Below are 16,950 nucleotides of genomic sequence, written 5' to 3' on the forward strand. Positions count from 1 at the left end.
CGGCTGATGCGTCGCAGGGTCAGGCCTTCGCGGGTTTCAGGACGCGTCGGCGAGCGAGGTGGTCCAGATGCTCCGGCCGTACGTCGCGGCGTAGAGCGTCTGGCTGCCCTCGGGCAGGTCGATGTCGTTGATCGGTACGAGCGGAAGGTTCGCTCCGACCTTGACCCAGGTCAGGCCCAGGTTGGTCGTCCGGAAGACGCCGACGTCGGTGGCGATGAACAGCCAGGACTTCTTCGACGGATGCCGGATGACGTCGTTGATCGGCGCCTGCGGGATGCGGAAGCCGGTGATGTCGGACCAGCTCTTGCCGCCGTTGCGGGTCATCACCAGGTGCGGGTAGGACTCGCCGGAGCGCCAGCCCGAGAAGCTGGCCCAGGCGATGGCCGGGTTCTGCGGGTCGACGGTGATGCGGGTGACCCAGCGACCGGGGAAGGCCGGGCTCTGCAGCTTCTCCCAGGTCACCTGGTCGGGCGCGGCCATCGCGTTGCGGCTGACCCAGACCAGACCGCTGTCGGTGCCGGCGTAGACCAGGTTGGGATCGGCCTTCGTGGTACCGAGGGCGGTGACGGTACCGAAGCCGGGAGCACGGGGCTCGGTGCCCTCGGTGAGGTCAGGACTGATCCGCTGCCACACCCGCTGACCGGCGTCGGTGTTGATCCGGCTGACGTACTCGCTGCCGCCGAACAAGTGCCGCGGGTCGGCGGCGAACTCCAGCGGGGCGACCCAGTTCTTGCGGGCGCCGGGAATCGTCATCGTGAAGCCCACGCCGTCGACGAAGCCGCGGCAGCCGCCGTTCTGCGAGCAGCCGTAGTACTTGCGGTCGTTCGTCGGGTCGATCCGGTTCATCATCCCGTCGCCGCCGACGAAGCCGAACCAGTCGCCGTTGACGGTGTTGTCGGCCGCCCACGACTTCAGCGAGCCGTTGTCCTGCGAACCCGCGTTGAGCCGCGAACCGTCCTGGTGCGAGACGTCCATCGCGTAGAACTGCGTCACCGGCAGGCGCGGGGTCTTGGCCCACAGGCCCCGGGCGGCGCCGTTCTCGGTCGACCAGTAGAAGCCGCCGTCGTTACCGAGCATCACCTTGCCCGGGGTGAAGGGATCCCACTCGAGACCGTGCTGGTCGGCATGCGGGGTCTGCGAGGTCGTCCAGGTGAGGCCACCGTCGCGGCTCTCGGCGAGGCTGATGCCGGCCACGAAGACGTGCTGCGGATCGACCGGGTCGACGTACACGCGGCCGAACCACCAGGCGAACCCGCCGCTGATGGACTGCAGGGGCCCGCCAGTAGTGGCCCCGACCGGGGTCCAGGTCGCGCCTGCGTCCGTGCTGGTGAAGAAGCCGTTGAAGTTGCCACCGGCCGTGCTGGAGATCAGGTAGGCGCGGTTGGGGTCACTGTCGCTGAAGTCGACACCCATCCGGCCGACGTACGTCGCGGTGACCGGCTGACCCACCACGTCGGTGCTCTGCGGCAACGGCGCCTGGTGGATGTTCGTCCAGGTCTTGCCGGCGTCGGTCGAGCGGTAGAGGAACGAGTTCTTGCCGTAGATGCGCGACTTCTGGTCCCGGATCTTGTCCCAGGTGGTGGCGAGCATGATGTCGGGATTGGCCTTGTTGATGCTGACATCGATCGCGCCGGTGCTGGCGCTGTCCGGGACGATGACGCGGGTCCAGGTGAGGCCGCCGTTCTCGGTCATGAACAGGCCGCGGGTCGGCTCGGTGTCGTGCAGGGCACCCATCACCGCGACGAAGACCCGGTTGTCGTTCCGCGGGTCGATGACGATCTGGCCGATCGTGTCGCCGGCCTTCAAACCCAGGTTGGTCCAGTTGGCGCCGCCGTCGCGCGACTTGTAGATGCCCTTGCCGTAGTACGACGAACCGCCGCCGTGGTCCGGCTCGCCCGTACCGGCCCACACTGTGCCGCGTGAGTCGACCGCGACGGCGCCCATCGATTGGGGCAACTGGTCATCCCATGCGGTGGCGAAGGTTGCGCCACCGTTGTTGGACCGCCACAGGCCACCGGTACCGGTCGCGATGTAGACGACGTCCTTGGTGGTGGGGTCGGCGGCGATATCTCGGATGCGGCCGCCGATGTTGCTCGGGCCCAGACCCTTCCAGACCTGGTCGGTGCTCGGCGACTTCAACGCCACATCACTCATCTGCTTGGACTGCATGAGCGCCGCATCGACCGCGGTGTCCGGGATGGAGCCGTCGGGGTTGGCCCGCTGTTGGTACATCCACTCCTCGGCGCCCACCGGATCAGCCGTGGCGATCGACTCGGCGGCCTGCGTCACACGGCCGCTGTCAGGCCCGGCGGCCGAGACGGCGCCGCCACCCACCAAGGCGGTGACAGCCACCGCGGCGATCAAAGGAACGACGGATTTCCTGCGCATGGCCACGCGTGCCTCCAGGATCACTGGGCGCCCCACGCGCCACGATGCCGGGTCACCGTAGCACCGGGAAATCCACATTTCACCGGCTTGCGACCCTTGCAATCCGGGCGCCCACCCTACAGTTGGCGCCATGGTCGTACGGGCGTTGATCGGAACGGCGGCGGCCGCGTTGACCGTCCTGCTGGCCGGGTGTTCGAGCGGCGCCGCGGAGGGCGCGTGCGCAACTCCGACGGCCGCTCCCCCGGCCGAAACCGCACTCCTGCCCGCCAAGTTGTCCTTCAGCGCCTTCGCGACCGTCACGCACGTCCAGAAAACACAGGGCCACCTCACGGTGCGGGCGGTCACGGGCAAGCCCATCGACGAGGTGACCGTGCTGATCCAGGACGCGGTGACCGCCGCGGACTACCGTCCGGCCGGGATGGACAACGAGGGCTTCGAGGCGGAGGTGTTCTTCACCGCCGGGTCGTATGCCGCGGGCCAGGCTCTCGTCCGGCGGGCCGCCTGCGAGGGGCAATGGGACATCGACCTCGTCCTCATCGACCCCGGTGCCGTTCCTTCGCCGACCCAAGCGCGGTGAGCAGGAACTGTCGGCGGTCTGGCCTAGCCTTGGAGACATGAGCGTTGCAGCAGCAGCCGACCTGCACGGCCACCCGAGTGGAGCCCTGTCTCCGTCCCGGGCGGCGGATTTCATGAGCTGCCCGCTCAAGTACCGCTTCCGCGTCATCGACCGCCTGCCGGAGAAGCCTTCGTCCGCGGCGGTCCGCGGCACGGTGGTGCACGCAGTACTGGAGCGGCTTTTCGATCTGCCTCGCGGTGAGCGCACGCTCGAGCACGCGGCTGAGATGCTGGAGCCCCAGTGGCAGCGGCTGCTCGAGGCCGAGCCTGAGGTGGCCGAGTTGTTCGCCGAGGACGCCGACGGCGAGGAGCTGGCCAAATGGCTCGCCGAGGCGCACCAACTACTCGGCAAGTACTTCACCCTCGAGGATCCGAACCTGCTGGAGCCGGCCGAGCGTGAGCTGTATATCGAGACCGAGCTCGAGTCAGGCCTGACTTTGCGCGGGTATGTCGACCGCCTCGACGTCGCGCCGACCGGCGAGATCCGCGTGGTCGACTACAAGACCGGCCGGTCGCCGTCGGAGTTCTTCGAGGCGAAGGCGCTCTTCCAGATGAAGTTCTACGCACTAGTGCTGTGGCGGGTGCGCGGCGTCGTACCGGCGATGCTGCAGCTCGTCTACCTCGGCAACGGCGAGATCGTGCGCTACGTCCCCGACGAGGCCGATCTGCGCGCCTGCGAGCGCAAGGTGGGCGCGCTCTGGACCGCGATCACCCGCGCACTGGATTCCGGCGACTGGCGACCGAGCAAAGGCGCGCTCTGCGAGTGGTGCGACTACAAGCCCCTCTGCCCCGCCTGGGGCGGTACGCCGCCGCCGCTGCCGACCCGATCGGTGGAAGAGGTAGCCCTGGAATCGGCCGGGGTGGATCTGGTAGGAGTGGACGGATGAGAAGCCTCGGCAAGCAGTGGCGGGAACCCGCTATCACCCGCCTGAGTTTCTGCTCACACCCGGTCGATGCCCGGGACAACCACCCGACTCGGATACGGTCCGCACTATGAGTCATCCGCATCCCGACCTCGGCCACCCGCCCCGCCTGCCCGACACCGCCCTCCGCGTGGTGGCGCTCGGCGGTCTCGGCGAGATCGGCCGCAACATGACCGTGTTCGAGCATCGCGGCCGGTTGCTGATCGTGGACTGCGGCGTGCTGTTCCCCGAGGAGCACCAGCCCGGCGTCGACGTGATCCTGCCCGACTTCGGCTGGATCCGGGACCGGCTGGACAAGATCGAGGCGATCGTCCTCACCCACGGCCACGAGGATCACATCGGCGGCGTCCCGTACCTGCTGAAGGAGCGCGGCGACATTCCGCTGGTCGGCTCGAAGCTGACCCTGGCGTTCATCACGTCCAAGCTCAAGGAACACCGGATCACGCCGAAGACGATCGAGGTCAAGGAGGGTGAGCGGCGCAAGCTCGGCCCGTTCGAGACCGAGTTCTTCGCCGTGAACCACTCGATCCCGGACGGCCTGGCGGTGGCGATCCGGACCAAGGCCGGAGTCGTCCTGCACACCGGTGACTTCAAGATGGACCAGTTCCCGCTGGACCGCCGGCTGACCGACCTGCGCGGTTTCGCCAAGCTCGGCGAGGAGGGCGTGGACCTGTTCCTGACCGACTCCACGAACGCCGACGTGCCCGGCTTCACCGTGGCCGAGAAGGACCTCGGCCCGGCGATCGACACCGTCTTCCGGACCGCTCCCGGCCGGATCATCGTGTCCAGCTTCGCCAGCCACGTGCACCGGATCCAGCAGGTGCTCGACGCGGCGAAGGCCGGCGGGCGCAAGGTCGCCTTCGTCGGCCGCTCGATGGTGCGCAACATGGGCATCGCCGGCGACCTGGGCTACCTGAAGATCCCGAAGGGCCTGATCGTCGACCTGAAGGAGCTGGAGAAGCTCCCCGACCGCAAGGTCACCCTGGTCTGCACCGGCTCGCAGGGTGAGCCGATGGCCGCGCTGGCCCGGATGGCCAACCGCGACCACATGATCCGGATCGGCGAGGGCGACACGGTGCTGATGGCCAGCTCGCTGATCCCGGGCAACGAGAACGCGATCTACGGCCTGATCAACGGGCTGACCCGCTGGGGCGCGAACGTCGTGCACAAGGGCAACGCCAAGGTGCACGTCTCCGGGCACGCGAGCGCGGGCGAGCTGGTCTACTGCTACAACCTGGTCAAGCCGCGCAACGTGATGCCCGTGCACGGTGAGTTCCGGCACCTGAAGGCGAACGCCCAGCTCGCGGTCAGCACCGGCGTACCGGCGGATCGGGTGATCATCGCCGAGGACGGCGTGGTGGTCGACCTGGACAAGGGCCGCGCGAGGATCACCGGCAAGGTCGAGGCGGGGTACGTGTACGTCGACGCGATGACCGTCGGTGGGGTGACCGAGGCGTCGCTGAAGGACCGCCGGGCACTGGCCGAAGAAGGCGTGGTCACCGTCGTCCTGCTCGTCGATGCGAACACCGGCCGCCTGGCCGAGCCGCCGGACTTCCTGGCCCGTGGTTTCGTCCACGACGACACCACGTTCAAGGACGTCATCCCGGTCATCGAAGACACCTTGGCCAAGGCCGCCTCCGAGAGCATCGGCGACGCCAACGCTCTGGAAGAACTCGTCGGCCGCGCAGTAGGCAACTGGACCTGGCGCCACTGGCGCCGCCGCCCGGTCGTCATCCCCATCGTCATCGACGCCTGACCTCAACCCCTGACCCCACCCCTCGCCGTACCGGGGTGGGTTGGGTGGGGCGGACCTGTGGGCGGATAGCGTTCTGGGTGTGACCGTGAGAGTTGTCGAGCAGGGTGTGGCTATCCGGACCAGTGGGTTGGGGAAGAGCTACGGGACGACCGGGGATACCCGGGTCGAGGCGCTGGCCGACGTCAGCCTGGAGTTCGGTAAAGGGCGGTTCACCGCGATCATGGGCCCGTCGGGGTCCGGCAAGTCGACTCTGCTGCACTGTCTGGCCGGCCTCGACCGCCCCACGGCCGGCCAGGTCATGCTCGGCGACGTCGAGCTCACCCGGCTCGACGAGAAGCGGCTCACGCACCTGCGCCGGGACCGGATCGGGTTCGTCTTCCAGGCGTTCAACCTGGTTCCGACACTGACCGCGCTGGAGAACATCACGCTCCCGCTGGACCTCGCCAACCGCAAGGCGGACGCGGAATGGCTCGACAAGGTGATCACCACGATCGGCCTGCAGGATCGCCTCAAGCACAAGCCGTCCGAACTGTCCGGCGGTCAGCAGCAACGCGTCGCCTGTGCCCGCGCGCTCGCCTCCCGCCCCGAGGTGGTGTTCGCTGACGAGCCGACCGGCAACCTCGACTCCCGCTCATCGGCCGACGTCCTCGGCTTCCTGCATCGCTCGGTCCGCGACTTCGGCCAGACCGTCGTAATGGTGACCCACGACCCGACGGCGGCGTCGTACGCCGATCGCGTGGTCTTCCTCGCCGACGGACGGCTGCAGGACGAGCTGCTCGACCCGACCGCGGACTCCGTGCTCGAGCGGATGAAGAAGCTCGACACCCAAGAGGCCGGCTGATGCTCAAGCTCGGCCTCCGGTCGGTGCTCGCGCATCGGCTCCGCTTTGTCCTGTGCACGATCGCCGTCCTGCTCGGCGTCGCGTTCGTGGGCGGAGCCCTGATCTTCACCGACACGCTGTCGGCCGCGCTGAAGAAGAACTTCGCCGGCCACCCCGCCGACATCGTGGTCAGCCCGGTCGTCACCCTCAAGAACAACCCCGGCCTGTCGAACGCCCGCGCAGCCACCCTCTCCTCCGACCTCGCGAGCCGGATCGCCGCCGTCCCAGGCGTCGCCGGGACTGACCCGCAACTACTCGTCCCCGGCGGGCAGATCCTCGGCACCGACGGTAAGCCGACCGACGCGTTCGGCCTTCCGACGTACGCCGCCGGCTGGCCGCACGACGGGCACACCGCAACCTTCCGGCTGCTCGACGGCAAGCCACCGTGGGGTCAGCAGCAACTCGGCATCGACCAGCCGACCGCGAAGCGCGAGGGCTATGAGATCGGCGACCAGGTCAAGGTCATCACGCCGGCCAAGGCCATCACCGCGACCCTGACCGCGATCACCTCCCCCAACCTCTCCGGTACGTCGGCCGGCGCCCCGCTGATCACGTTCGACGCGGCCACCGCCCAGCTACTCCTCCTCGGCAGGCCCGGCTGGACGTCGATCAGCGTCGCCGTCCACCCCGGCCAGGACGTCGCTACCGTCAGCAAGGCGATCACCGAACTCGTCGGCAAGGACGTCAGCGTCCGGACCGCGGCGCAGGTCTCGGCCGATGCCGAGAGCGCGCTCGACGACAGCTTCGGCGGTTTCAGCGCCGTCCTGCTGCTGTTCGCCGGCATCGCGCTCTTCGTCGGCACCTTCCTGATCATCAACACGTTCGCGATGCTCGTCGCGCAGCGCTCCCGCGAGCTCGGCATGCTCCGTGCGATCGGCGCCTCCCGAGGGCAGATCACCCGCACGGTCCTCACCGAGGCACTGGTGATCGGCGCCGTCGGCTCGACTCTCGGCCTGATGCTCGGCGCCGGTGTCGCGGCAGCGCTGCAGGCCTTCTACAAGTCCCTCGACCTCGCGATCCCGGGCTCGAACCTGCAGGTCAGCGTCACGACCGTGATCGCCTGCTACGCCGTCGGCATCGGCGTCACCCTCCTCGCCGCCTATCCCGCGGCCCGCCGGGCCGGCAAGCTCTCGCCCGTCGCCGCGATGCGCGACGACGCCAGCGTGCCCGAACGCTCACTACTTGTCCGGCTCCTGATCGGCGGCTTCCTGCTGCTCATGACCGCCATCCTCTGCGGGGCGGCGTTCACCCTGCGCGGTCTGCCGGCGACGATCCTGCTCGGCCTCGCCGCCGCGCTCGCCCTCCTCGGTGTGGTCATGACCAGCCCCCTGATCAGCCGGTACGCCGTACGCGGGCTGATGTCGCCATTCGGCCGAAAGGCCCCGGTGACGCTCGGCCGCCGCAACGCCGAGCGCAATCCCCGCCGTACCTCCGCGACCGCGTCCGCCCTGATGATCTCGCTCGCCCTGATCAGCGGCCTGGTCGTGATCGCCGCGTCCGCGAAGGCGTCGATCAACCAGAACCTCAAGGACACGATCGGCACCGCCGAACTCCTGGTCAGCGCCGATGAGCCGTTCAGCAGCCAGGTCGGCGACAAGGTCGCCAAGGTCAACGGGGTCGCTTCGGTGCACCGCGTCCGGCAGATGCCGGGCGACCTCGACGGAAACCGGATCACCGTGGCCGGCGTCGACGACGGCACGATCGACGGTCCGATCAGCACCCGGTTCGAGTCCGGCTCGGCCAACGGCCTGAAGGACGGTCAGGCCGTGATCCCCCGCAATCTGGCCAGGCAACTGAAGCTGACGGTCGGCGAGAAGTTCGTCCTGACCACGACGACCGGCAAACAGACACTGACCGTGGCCGGCATCATCGCGCCGAACCGCCAGCTCAACGCCGTCATCCTGGCGCTGCCGACCTTCAGTCAGGTCGGCGGCGGGACCACCGACACCACCTTGTACGTCGAAGTTGCCGATGGCACCGATTTCGCCACGGTGCGGCAGACCGTCGCCAGCCAGCTGACCGACTACCCCACCGTCGAGGTCCGCGACCAGCAGGCCTACGCGCAGAGCCAGCGGCAGCCGATCAACCTCGTGCTCGCCGCGATCGCCATGCTGCTCACCCTCGCGATCCTGATCGCCATCCTCGGCATCGTGAACACGCTCGCGCTCGGCGTGATCGAGCGGACCCGGGAGATCGGCCTGCTCCGGGCGATCGGGATGGACGGCCCGCAACTGCGCCGGATGCTCCAGGTCGAGGCGATCGCGATCGCCTTGCTCGGCTCGCTGCTGGGCCTGCTGATCGGGGTTCTGTTCGGGATGGCCATCCAGAACGTGATGAAGGAGGACGGGTTGAGCGTCCTCGACATCCCCGTGCTCCAACTGGCGATCGCGGTCGTGGTCTCCGCCGCGGTCGGAGTACTGGCTGCAGTTTGGCCGTCACGCCGTGCAGCGAAGCTCGACGTACTGCGGGCAATCGCCACCGAGTGACGTGCTCTAGGGCCGAGCCGCAGCCACGGCACGCAAACGCGGGTAGCCTGCCGGTGTGCCGGGCAGCGTGCAGTCGATCGAGCGGGCCGCGGCTGTGCTGCGGCTACTTGCGGCGGCGCCGAACGGTTTGGGGGTAGCCGATCTCGGCAACGCGCTCGGACTGGCCAAGACGACCGTGCACGGGATTCTCAAGACGTTGCACCAGGTCGGATTCGTTGAGCAGGACCACAGCGGGGCGCATTACCGGCTCAGCGACGCGTTCGGCCGGCTCGGCGACACCTACCTCGATCCCAACGAGCTGCGCAGCCGGGCGATCAACTGGGCCGACTCACTGGCATCCCGCAGCGGCGAGGTCGTCCGCGTCGGACGCCTGGTCGAAGGCAAGGTCGTCGTCGTGCACCACGTCTTCCGCCCCGACGACAGCGACCAGGACCTGGACGTCGGTACTACGTTGCCGCCGCACGCGTGCGCTCTCGGCAAGGCGGTGCTCGCCTTCGACGCCAGCGGAGCGACCCGGCCCGGCAAGCTGGACGCCTACACGACCAGGACGATCGTCGAGCCCGCCCGTCTTGCGGAGGAGCTGACCGCAGTACGGGCGAAGGGCTGGGCCGCAGAGTTCGAGGAGCACACCGTCGAGCTGGCCGGGATCGCCGCGCCGATCCGTGGTCTCGGCGGTCTCGTCGTCGGTGCAGTCGGTCTGACAGGCCGGATCGAACGGATCTGCGACAGCCGTCTTCGCCATCGCGCGAACCTCGTCACGATGGTCCGCGCCACCGCCGAAGCGATCGGCCGAGACCTCCGCGAGGACCGATGACGGCCCCGGGAGGTATCGATGGCTGAGCAGTACGTCGCTGCCGTCGACCAGGGCACGAACTCGACCCGTTGCATCCTGTTCGACCGGCGCGGGCGGCTCGTGTCCGTCGCCCAGCGGGAGCACAAGCAGTATTTCCCCCGGCCGGGCTGGGTCGAGCACGACGCCGCGGAGATCTGGCGCAACGTGACCCGGGTGGTGCCGTCCGCGATTCGCCAGATCGGCGCCGAGCCGTCCCAGATCGTTGCCATCGGCATCACCAACCAGCGGGAGACCAGCCTGCTGTGGGATCGCCGGACCGGTCAGCCGATCGGCCATGCCGTGGTCTGGCAGGACACTCGGACGGATCGCCTCATCACCGAGCTGGCCGGGGACGTTGGGGTGGACCGGTTCGCCGACTTGTGCGGGCTGCCGCTGACGACGTACTTCTCCGCACCGCGTCTTCGCTGGATGCTCGACCATACCCCGGGTCTGCGCGCTCGCGCCGAACGCGGCGAGGTGCTGTTCGGCACGATGGAGACCTGGCTGATCTGGAACTTCACCGGCGGCCCGGACGGCGGTCTGCACGTCACCGACGTGACGAATGCGAGCCGGACGATGCTGATGAACATCGAGACGCTCCAGTGGGACGACCAGTTGCTGGCCGCGTTCGACGTACCGGCGACCGTGCTGCCGGAGATCCGGCCGTCCTCGGGGGTCTTCGCGACGGCGACCACGGTGCTGCCCGGCGTACGGATCGGGGCGGCGCTCGGTGACCAGCAGGCCGCGCTGTTCGGGCAGACGTGTTTCAGCCCGGGTGAGGCCAAGTGCACCTATGGCACCGGCTCGTTCCTGTTGCTGCACACGGGTAAGGAGATCGTCCGGTCGACGCACGGCATGCTCACCACCGTGGCGTACCAGATCGGGTCGGAGCCGGCGGCGTACGCGCTGGAAGGGTCGATGGCGGTCACCGGCTCACTCGTGCAGTGGTTCCGCGACGGGCTCGGGCTGATCCACACCGCCGCCGAGATCGAGACGCTCGCGCGGACCGTCGAGGACAACGGTGGCGCCTACATCGTGCCCGCGTTCTCCGGGCTGTTCGCGCCGCATTGGCGCAGCGAGGCGCGCGGGGTGATCGCGGGCCTCACGTCGTACATCACCAAAGGTCATCTGGCCCGGGCGGTGCTCGAGGCGACCGGGTTCCAGACGCTCGAGGTGGTCGACGCGATGAACGCCGACTCCGGCATCGCCCTGAAGGCGCTCAAGGTCGACGGCGGGATGACGGCGAACAACCTGCTGATGCAGTTCCTGGCCGATCTGCTCGACGTCCCGGTGGTCCGGCCGATGGTCACCGAGACGGTGTCCCTCGGTGCCGCGTACGCCGCCGGGCTCGCGGTCGGCTACTGGCCCGACCTGGAAGGCTTGCGCAGCAACTGGCATCGGGCCGGTCAGTGGCTGCCGAACATGGATCCCGGCCGGCGCGCCACGGAGTACGCGAACTGGCAGGCCGCAGTCCAGCGCACCTTCGGCTGGATCCAAACCACCTGATCATTCGCCCCCTTTTCACCCTCTGTGGATAAAGCCCGGAGTTGCAGGGCAGCGGCGAGGGTTAAAAGGGGGCGAATGATCACGTGGTTTGTCGCCAGGTCCAGTTCTTCCGCTCGTAGCGGATCTCGAAACCGGTGCGGATCATGTTGTTCAGCGAGGAATTCTGCTGGCCTTCCGCGGGTTTGCCGGTCTCCGCGCTCAGCCACTTCACGCCCTCCGCGGCGGCCTGCCGGGCCCGTGCCGCCAGCAGCGCCGACTGTGCGCCCTTCCCGCGATGCTCTGGCAGCGTCGCAGCGCCCGGGAACTCCGCGACCTCTCCAGTGATCAGCAGCGCCGCCGCGGCCACCAGCTGACCCCCTTCCCAGGCCCCGTACGCCGTCCAGCCGGGCATGTCGACGACGCCTCTCATCATCGGCACCACCTGGTGCTCGGGCATCCCGAAGCCACGCGTCATCACGGTCGCCCACTCGTCGGCGTCAGCCGCTTCGACTTTGGCCACCCGCAGCTCGGTCTCTGGCGACTCCACCAGACCGGCCAGCCGGGCGAGCTTCAGCCACGTGGTGCCCTCGGTCAGGCCTTCCTTCGCGCAGATCTCGTCCCAGCCCGCCGGCAGCACCGCCGGCGCGAACTGCAGCGTGGCCTGCTTGCAACCGTGCTCGCGATAGAAGTCGGTGATCGAGGCAACCATCGCTGTGGTGACCGGTTCACTGAAGCCGAACCCGAGGGCTTTGCTCCAGTAGTCCGTCGCATCGTCGCGCACCGACAGCACGACTCCGCCGCCGATCCGCAGCGACGCCAGCCCGAGTCTTTCCGCGACGTCGGCCGGGGCGTTGGTCTGATAACCCCAAAGGGCCTCGGCCTCGGACAGTTCCAGCAGTGCGGCGATCCGGTCCAGCGCCATCAAGCTTCCTCCGGTGGAGAACAAGTGAGAGAGATTCTCCAATGAGCGTAGGCCGTTCGGGCAAACGACCAGCCTTTCGAGCAGCAACTCAACCCGAGATTTGAGGGGACGCGCTCCCGCACCGCGTGAAGGGTTTTAGCCGCTCCGTGGCAACAATCCTTCACGCGGTGCAGGGGCTCCAGAGCACAACCCCAAAGCAAGCAAGGCGAGCGAGCCCACCAGTGGTGGGCTTGAACACCTTCTGGTGACCTCGAACAGGGCACACCTTGTTCAAGGTCGCCGTTAGGGGTCCGAGCCCACCAGTGGTGGGCTCGGCCAGCTGCGGCGGTTTGAGGTCAGGCTGGGGAGACGATGTCTGGGGCCTCCAGGCGGACCTTGTCTGCTGACTCGTCGTCGGGCTGGTCCTGGGAGTCGCGTTCGGACTGGACGCGCCGCTTGTAGAAGCTGACCTCTCGCTCGATCGTCTGCTCGTCCCAGCCGAGGATCGGTGCCACCAGCCGGGCGGCCGCGTCGGCGGCTTCGACGCCGCGGTCCCAGGCCTCGATGGAGATCCGGGTACGCCGGGCCAGGATGTCGTCGAGGTGGCGGGCGCCTTCGCTCTTGGCGCCGTAGACGATCTCAGCCTTGAGGTAGTCCTGCGTGCCGGGCAGCTGCTCACCCAGCGACGGGTCCTCCTCGACCAGTGCGAGCACCTCGTCGACCAGAGCGCCGTACCGGTTGAGCAGGTGCTCGATCCGGGCCACGTGCAGCCCCGAGCGCTGCGCGATGAGATGACGCTGGTTCCACATCGCGTGGTAGCCGTCGGCGCCGACGAGTGGGGTGTTCTTGGTGACCGACTTGGGCACCCGGCCGTCGAGGGCATTCGCGGCCGCGTCGATCGCGTCCTTGGCCATCACCCGGTACGTCGTGTACTTGCCACCGGCAACAACCACCAGGCCGGGGGCGGCATGCGCGACGACGTGTTCGCGCGAGAGCTTCGACGTACTCTCCGACTCCCCCGCCAGAAGGGGTCGGAGCCCGGCGTACACGCCCTCCACGTCCTCCCGCGTCAACGGTGTCACCAGTACTTCGTTGACGTGGTCGAGCAGGTACTCGATGTCCTTGCTGGTCGCGGCCGGGTGGGCCTTGTCCAGGTTCCAGTCGGTGTCGGTGGTGCCGATCAGCCAGTGCCGGCCCCACGGGATGACGAACAGCACGGACTTCTCGGTCCGCAGGATCATCCCCGTGCTGGACTGGATCCGGTCCTTCGGTACGACCAGGTGGATCCCCTTCGACGCGCGGACGTGGTACTGCCCGCGCTCACCGACCATCGCCTGGGTGTCGTCGGTCCAGACGCCGGTCGCGTTGACGACCTGCTTGGCCCGTACTTCGAACTCGCGTCCGCTCTCCAGGTCCTTCGCCTGGACCCCGGTCACCCGCTCGCCCTGCCGGAGGAACCCGGTCACCTTGACCCGGTTGGCGACATGCGCCCCGTACGACGCCGCAGTACGCGCCAGTTCCATCGTGTGGCGGGCATCGTCGACCTGCGCGTCGTAGTACTGGAGTGCGCCGATCAGTGCCGACTTCTTGAGGCTGGGGACCAGTCGCATGGCCCCACGCCGGGTCAGGTGCTTGTGGATCGGCAGGCCGGCGCCGAGACCCGAGCTGAGCGCCATGGCGTCGTACAGCGCGACACCGGAGCCGGCGTAGATCCGCTCCCACCACCTGTGCTGCAGGGGGTAGAGGAACGGCACCGGCTTCACCAGGTGCGGTGCCAGGCGTTGCAGGAGCAGCCCACGCTCCTGCAACGCCTCGTGCACCAGACGGAAGTCGAGCATCTCCAGGTAGCGCAGGCCACCGTGAACCAACTTGCTTGACCTGCTGGACGTACCGCTCGCGAAGTCGCGCGCCTCCAGCAGTCCGGTGGTCAGGCCCCGGGTCGCGGCGTCGAGAGCCGAGCCGGTGCCGACCACCCCGCCACCGATCACCAGGACGTCGAGTTCCGGGCCGTCCGACATCGCGTCGATGGCGTCGGTCCTTGCCTGCGGTGACAGAGCCACTGCGCCCACTGTGCTGTTCCTTCCGTCGTGTTGCCTTGTACTACGTGTTGTCGCTGGGGCCGGCTAGTCGACGTCGACCCAGTCGAGCGTGCGCTGGACGGCCTTCTCCCAACCCTTGTACCCGGCGGCACGCTGCTCGTCGTTCCACTCGGGACTCCAGCGCTTGTCCTCGTTCCAGTTCTGCACCAGCTCGTCGGTGTTGTTCCAGAACCCCACCGCCAGACCGGCCGCGTACGCCGCTCCGAGGGCGGTGGTCTCCGCGACGACCGGCTTGCTCACCGGGACGCCGAGGATGTCGGCCTGCATCTGCATGCAGAGCTCGTTCGCGGTCACGCCACCGTCGACCTTCAGGACTTCCAGCTTCACGCCGGAGTCCTTCTCCATCGCGTCGGCCACGTCCTTGCTCTGGTAGCAGATCGCTTCCAGTGTTGCGCGGGCCAGGTGAGCGTTCGTGTTGAACCGCGACAGCCCGACGATCGCTCCGCGGGCGTCCGACCGCCAGTACGGTGCGAACAGGCCGGAGAACGCCGGGACGAAGTACACGCCGCCGTTGTCCGCGACCTGCCGGGCCAGCGTCTCGGTCTCGCTCGCGCCGGAGATGATGCCGAGCTGGTCCCGCAGCCACTGGACGGCCGACCCGGTGACGGCGATCGATCCCTCCAGCGCGTAGACCGGCGCGTCGTCGCCGAACTGGTAGCACATCGTGCTGAGCAGGCCTGCCTTCGAGCGGACCAGCTCGGTGCCGGTGTTCAGCAGCATGAAGTTGCCGGTGCCGTAGGTGTTCTTGGCCTCGCCCGGGTTGAAGCAGACCTGCCCCACCGTGGCGGCCTGCTGGTCACCGAGGTCACCCGTCAGCGGTACCACGCCGCCGAGCGGCCCGTTGGCGAGCGTCTCGCCGTACTTGTTCGGGTCGGACGACGGGCGGATCTCCGGCAGCATCTGCCGGGGGATGTTGAAGAACGAGATCAACTCGTCGTCCCAGTCGAGCGTCTCCAAGTTCATCAGCATCGTGCGGCTGGCGTTCGTCACGTCGGTGATGTGCACGCCACCCTCGGTGCCGCCGGTGAGGTTCCACAGCAGCCAGGTGTCGGTGTTGCCGAAGACGGCCTCACCGGCCTCGGCCGCCTCGCGCACACCGTCGACGTTCTCCAGGATCCACTGCACCTTGCCGGCCGAGAAGTACGTCGCCGGCGGCAGGCCGGCCTTCTGCCGGATCACGTCACCCTTGCCTTCGCGCTCCAGCGCCGACGCGATCCGGTCGGTGCGGGTGTCCTGCCACACGATCGCGTTGTAGTACGGGCGTCCGGTCTTGCGGTTCCAGACCACGGCCGTCTCGCGCTGGTTGGTGATGCCGAGCGCCGCCAGGTCGCTCGCATGCAGCCCTTGCGCGTTCAGCGCGGTCCTGATCACCGAGCTGGTGCGCTCCCAGATCTCCACCGGGTTGTGCTCGACCCAGCCGGCCTGCGGCAGGATCTGCTCGTGCTCCAGCTGGTGAATGGCCACCTCGTTGCCGGAGTGGTCGAAGATCATGAAGCGGGTGCTCGTGGTGCCCTGGTCGACGGCACCTACGAAGTCAGCCATGGATTGTCCTCTCCTCACGCTCGCGTGTCATGCGGTCTTTTCCTCAGGGATCCTGCCCGGCTCTTCTTCCTCGTCCGCGATCGGGAGGTTGCGGCCGACCAGCAGGTCGTACAGGAACGCGCCGACGAGCGCGCCGATGATCGGTGCCACGATCGGCACCCAGAAATACAGATCCCCGAACTGATCCTTGAACGCTCCCCCGTAGCCGGTGAAGAAGGACGCCAGCCGGGGCCCGAAGTCACGGGCCGGGTTGATCGCGTACCCCGCGTTGGTACCCCACGCCATCCCGATGCCGACCACCACCAGGCCGACGATGACCGGGGCCAGGTTCGCTGCCGGCGACGTGTTGCGCAGGTCGACGATCGCGAGAATGAGGAACATCAGAATCGCGGTGCCGATGATCTGGTCCCGGAAGCCGTCCCACATACCGACGCCGAGATCCATGCTGCCGTTGCCCGGCAGGGTGGAGAACACGCCCTGGCTCTTGATGCCCAGCTCAGGGTCGAACTTGTTGAGTGCCTCGGTGTAGTTCCACCGAACTACCAGCGCCGCCAGGAACGCTCCGAGGAACTGTGCCACCGAGTACGGCAGCACCTTCTTCCAGGAGAACCCGCGGAACGCCGCCAGGGCGATCGTCACCGCCGGATTCAGGTGCGCGCCGGTCATCCGCCCGGCGGTGTAGATGCCCAGGGTCACTCCGAGCCCCCAGGCCCAGGCGATGGAGTCGTGGTTTCCGATCCCTGCCGCCACCACCTGGGCGACAACACCACAGCCGAACAAGATCAGGATGAATGTTCCGGCGAGCTCGGCGGAGCACTCCCCCAGAAGGGTCTTCGCCTTGACCGCCCGTGGATCAGTAGCTGTCGTAGCCATTCCGAAAACTCCCTTCCACTCCGTGACGACCACGGAGAACTGGAATCTAGGAGCGTTAGCGAGGCGGCACAACGCCTATCGTTCGACATTGTCGAACGCGGCCCAGCCGTCTGCCGGTTGCGACACTCGGGCGCTTCGTACGATCGAGATTCAGGCTTTGACACCCAACC

General features: G+C 68.1%; 12 protein-coding genes. 7 read left to right on the forward strand and 5 right to left on the reverse strand.

Annotated features, from left to right (window positions below):
* Positions 1-36 precede the first annotated feature (36 nt).
* Positions 37-2,388, reverse strand: a complete 2,352-nt coding sequence (locus tag A3ES_RS0100930; protein ID WP_063745908.1) for a WD40/YVTN/BNR-like repeat-containing protein — start codon at positions 2,386-2,388, stop codon at positions 37-39.
* A gap of 130 nt (positions 2,389-2,518) precedes the next feature.
* Between A3ES_RS0100930 and A3ES_RS0100935 the strand changes: the two genes are divergently transcribed.
* The 7 genes from A3ES_RS0100935 (at position 2,519) to glpK (A3ES_RS0100965) (ending at position 11,386) form a co-directional block, all read left to right on the forward strand.
* On the forward strand, positions 2,519-2,965 hold the full coding sequence (locus tag A3ES_RS0100935; protein ID WP_020384887.1) for a hypothetical protein: 447 nt from the start codon (positions 2,519-2,521) through the stop codon (positions 2,963-2,965).
* A 37-nt stretch (positions 2,966-3,002) separates the two neighbouring features.
* On the forward strand, positions 3,003-3,890 hold the full coding sequence (locus tag A3ES_RS0100940) for a RecB family exonuclease (protein ID WP_026162451.1): 888 nt from the start codon (positions 3,003-3,005) through the stop codon (positions 3,888-3,890).
* A 106-nt stretch (positions 3,891-3,996) separates the two neighbouring features.
* Positions 3,997-5,682 carry a ribonuclease J gene (locus tag A3ES_RS0100945; RefSeq protein WP_020384889.1) on the forward strand — a complete coding sequence of 562 codons (1,686 nt, stop codon included), beginning with the start codon at positions 3,997-3,999 and terminating at the stop codon, positions 5,680-5,682.
* Positions 5,683-5,761: 79 nt separating this feature from the next.
* Positions 5,762-6,523 carry an ABC transporter ATP-binding protein gene (locus A3ES_RS0100950; RefSeq protein WP_020384890.1) on the forward strand — a complete coding sequence of 254 codons (762 nt, stop codon included), beginning with the start codon at positions 5,762-5,764 and terminating at the stop codon, positions 6,521-6,523.
* Positions 6,523-9,048, forward strand: a complete 2,526-nt coding sequence (locus A3ES_RS0100955) for an ABC transporter permease (RefSeq protein WP_020384891.1) — start codon at positions 6,523-6,525, stop codon at positions 9,046-9,048. The genes A3ES_RS0100950 and A3ES_RS0100955 overlap by 1 nt, the downstream gene beginning before the upstream one ends.
* A 55-nt stretch (positions 9,049-9,103) precedes the next feature.
* Positions 9,104-9,862, forward strand: coding sequence for an IclR family transcriptional regulator (locus A3ES_RS0100960; RefSeq protein WP_020384892.1), 759 nt, complete (start codon positions 9,104-9,106; stop codon positions 9,860-9,862).
* Positions 9,863-9,880: 18 nt separating this feature from the next.
* Positions 9,881-11,386, forward strand: a complete 1,506-nt coding sequence (gene glpK, locus A3ES_RS0100965; RefSeq protein WP_020384893.1) for a glycerol kinase GlpK — start codon at positions 9,881-9,883, stop codon at positions 11,384-11,386.
* 79 nt (positions 11,387-11,465) lie between these two features.
* On the opposite strand, the gene A3ES_RS0100970 is transcribed toward glpK (A3ES_RS0100965), so the two are convergent.
* From A3ES_RS0100970 to A3ES_RS0100985, 4 genes are all read right to left on the reverse strand, one after another.
* A complete protein-coding gene (locus tag A3ES_RS0100970) occupies positions 11,466-12,287 on the reverse strand; it encodes a GNAT family N-acetyltransferase (RefSeq protein ID WP_020384894.1) in 822 nt (273 codons plus the stop codon).
* A gap of 335 nt (positions 12,288-12,622) precedes the next feature.
* Entirely contained in the window at positions 12,623-14,335 is a 1,713-nt protein-coding gene (locus tag A3ES_RS0100975; RefSeq protein ID WP_020384895.1) for a glycerol-3-phosphate dehydrogenase/oxidase, read from the reverse strand.
* A gap of 54 nt (positions 14,336-14,389) precedes the next feature.
* A complete protein-coding gene (gene glpK, locus A3ES_RS0100980; protein ID WP_020384896.1) occupies positions 14,390-15,907 on the reverse strand; it encodes a glycerol kinase GlpK in 1,518 nt (505 codons plus the stop codon).
* A gap of 27 nt (positions 15,908-15,934) precedes the next feature.
* A complete protein-coding gene (locus tag A3ES_RS0100985; protein ID WP_020384897.1) occupies positions 15,935-16,780 on the reverse strand; it encodes an MIP/aquaporin family protein in 846 nt (281 codons plus the stop codon).
* Positions 16,781-16,950 lie beyond the last annotated feature (170 nt).

Source organism: Kribbella catacumbae DSM 19601, assembly GCF_000372465.1.
Taxonomy (GTDB): Bacteria; Actinomycetota; Actinomycetes; order Propionibacteriales; family Kribbellaceae; genus Kribbella; species Kribbella catacumbae.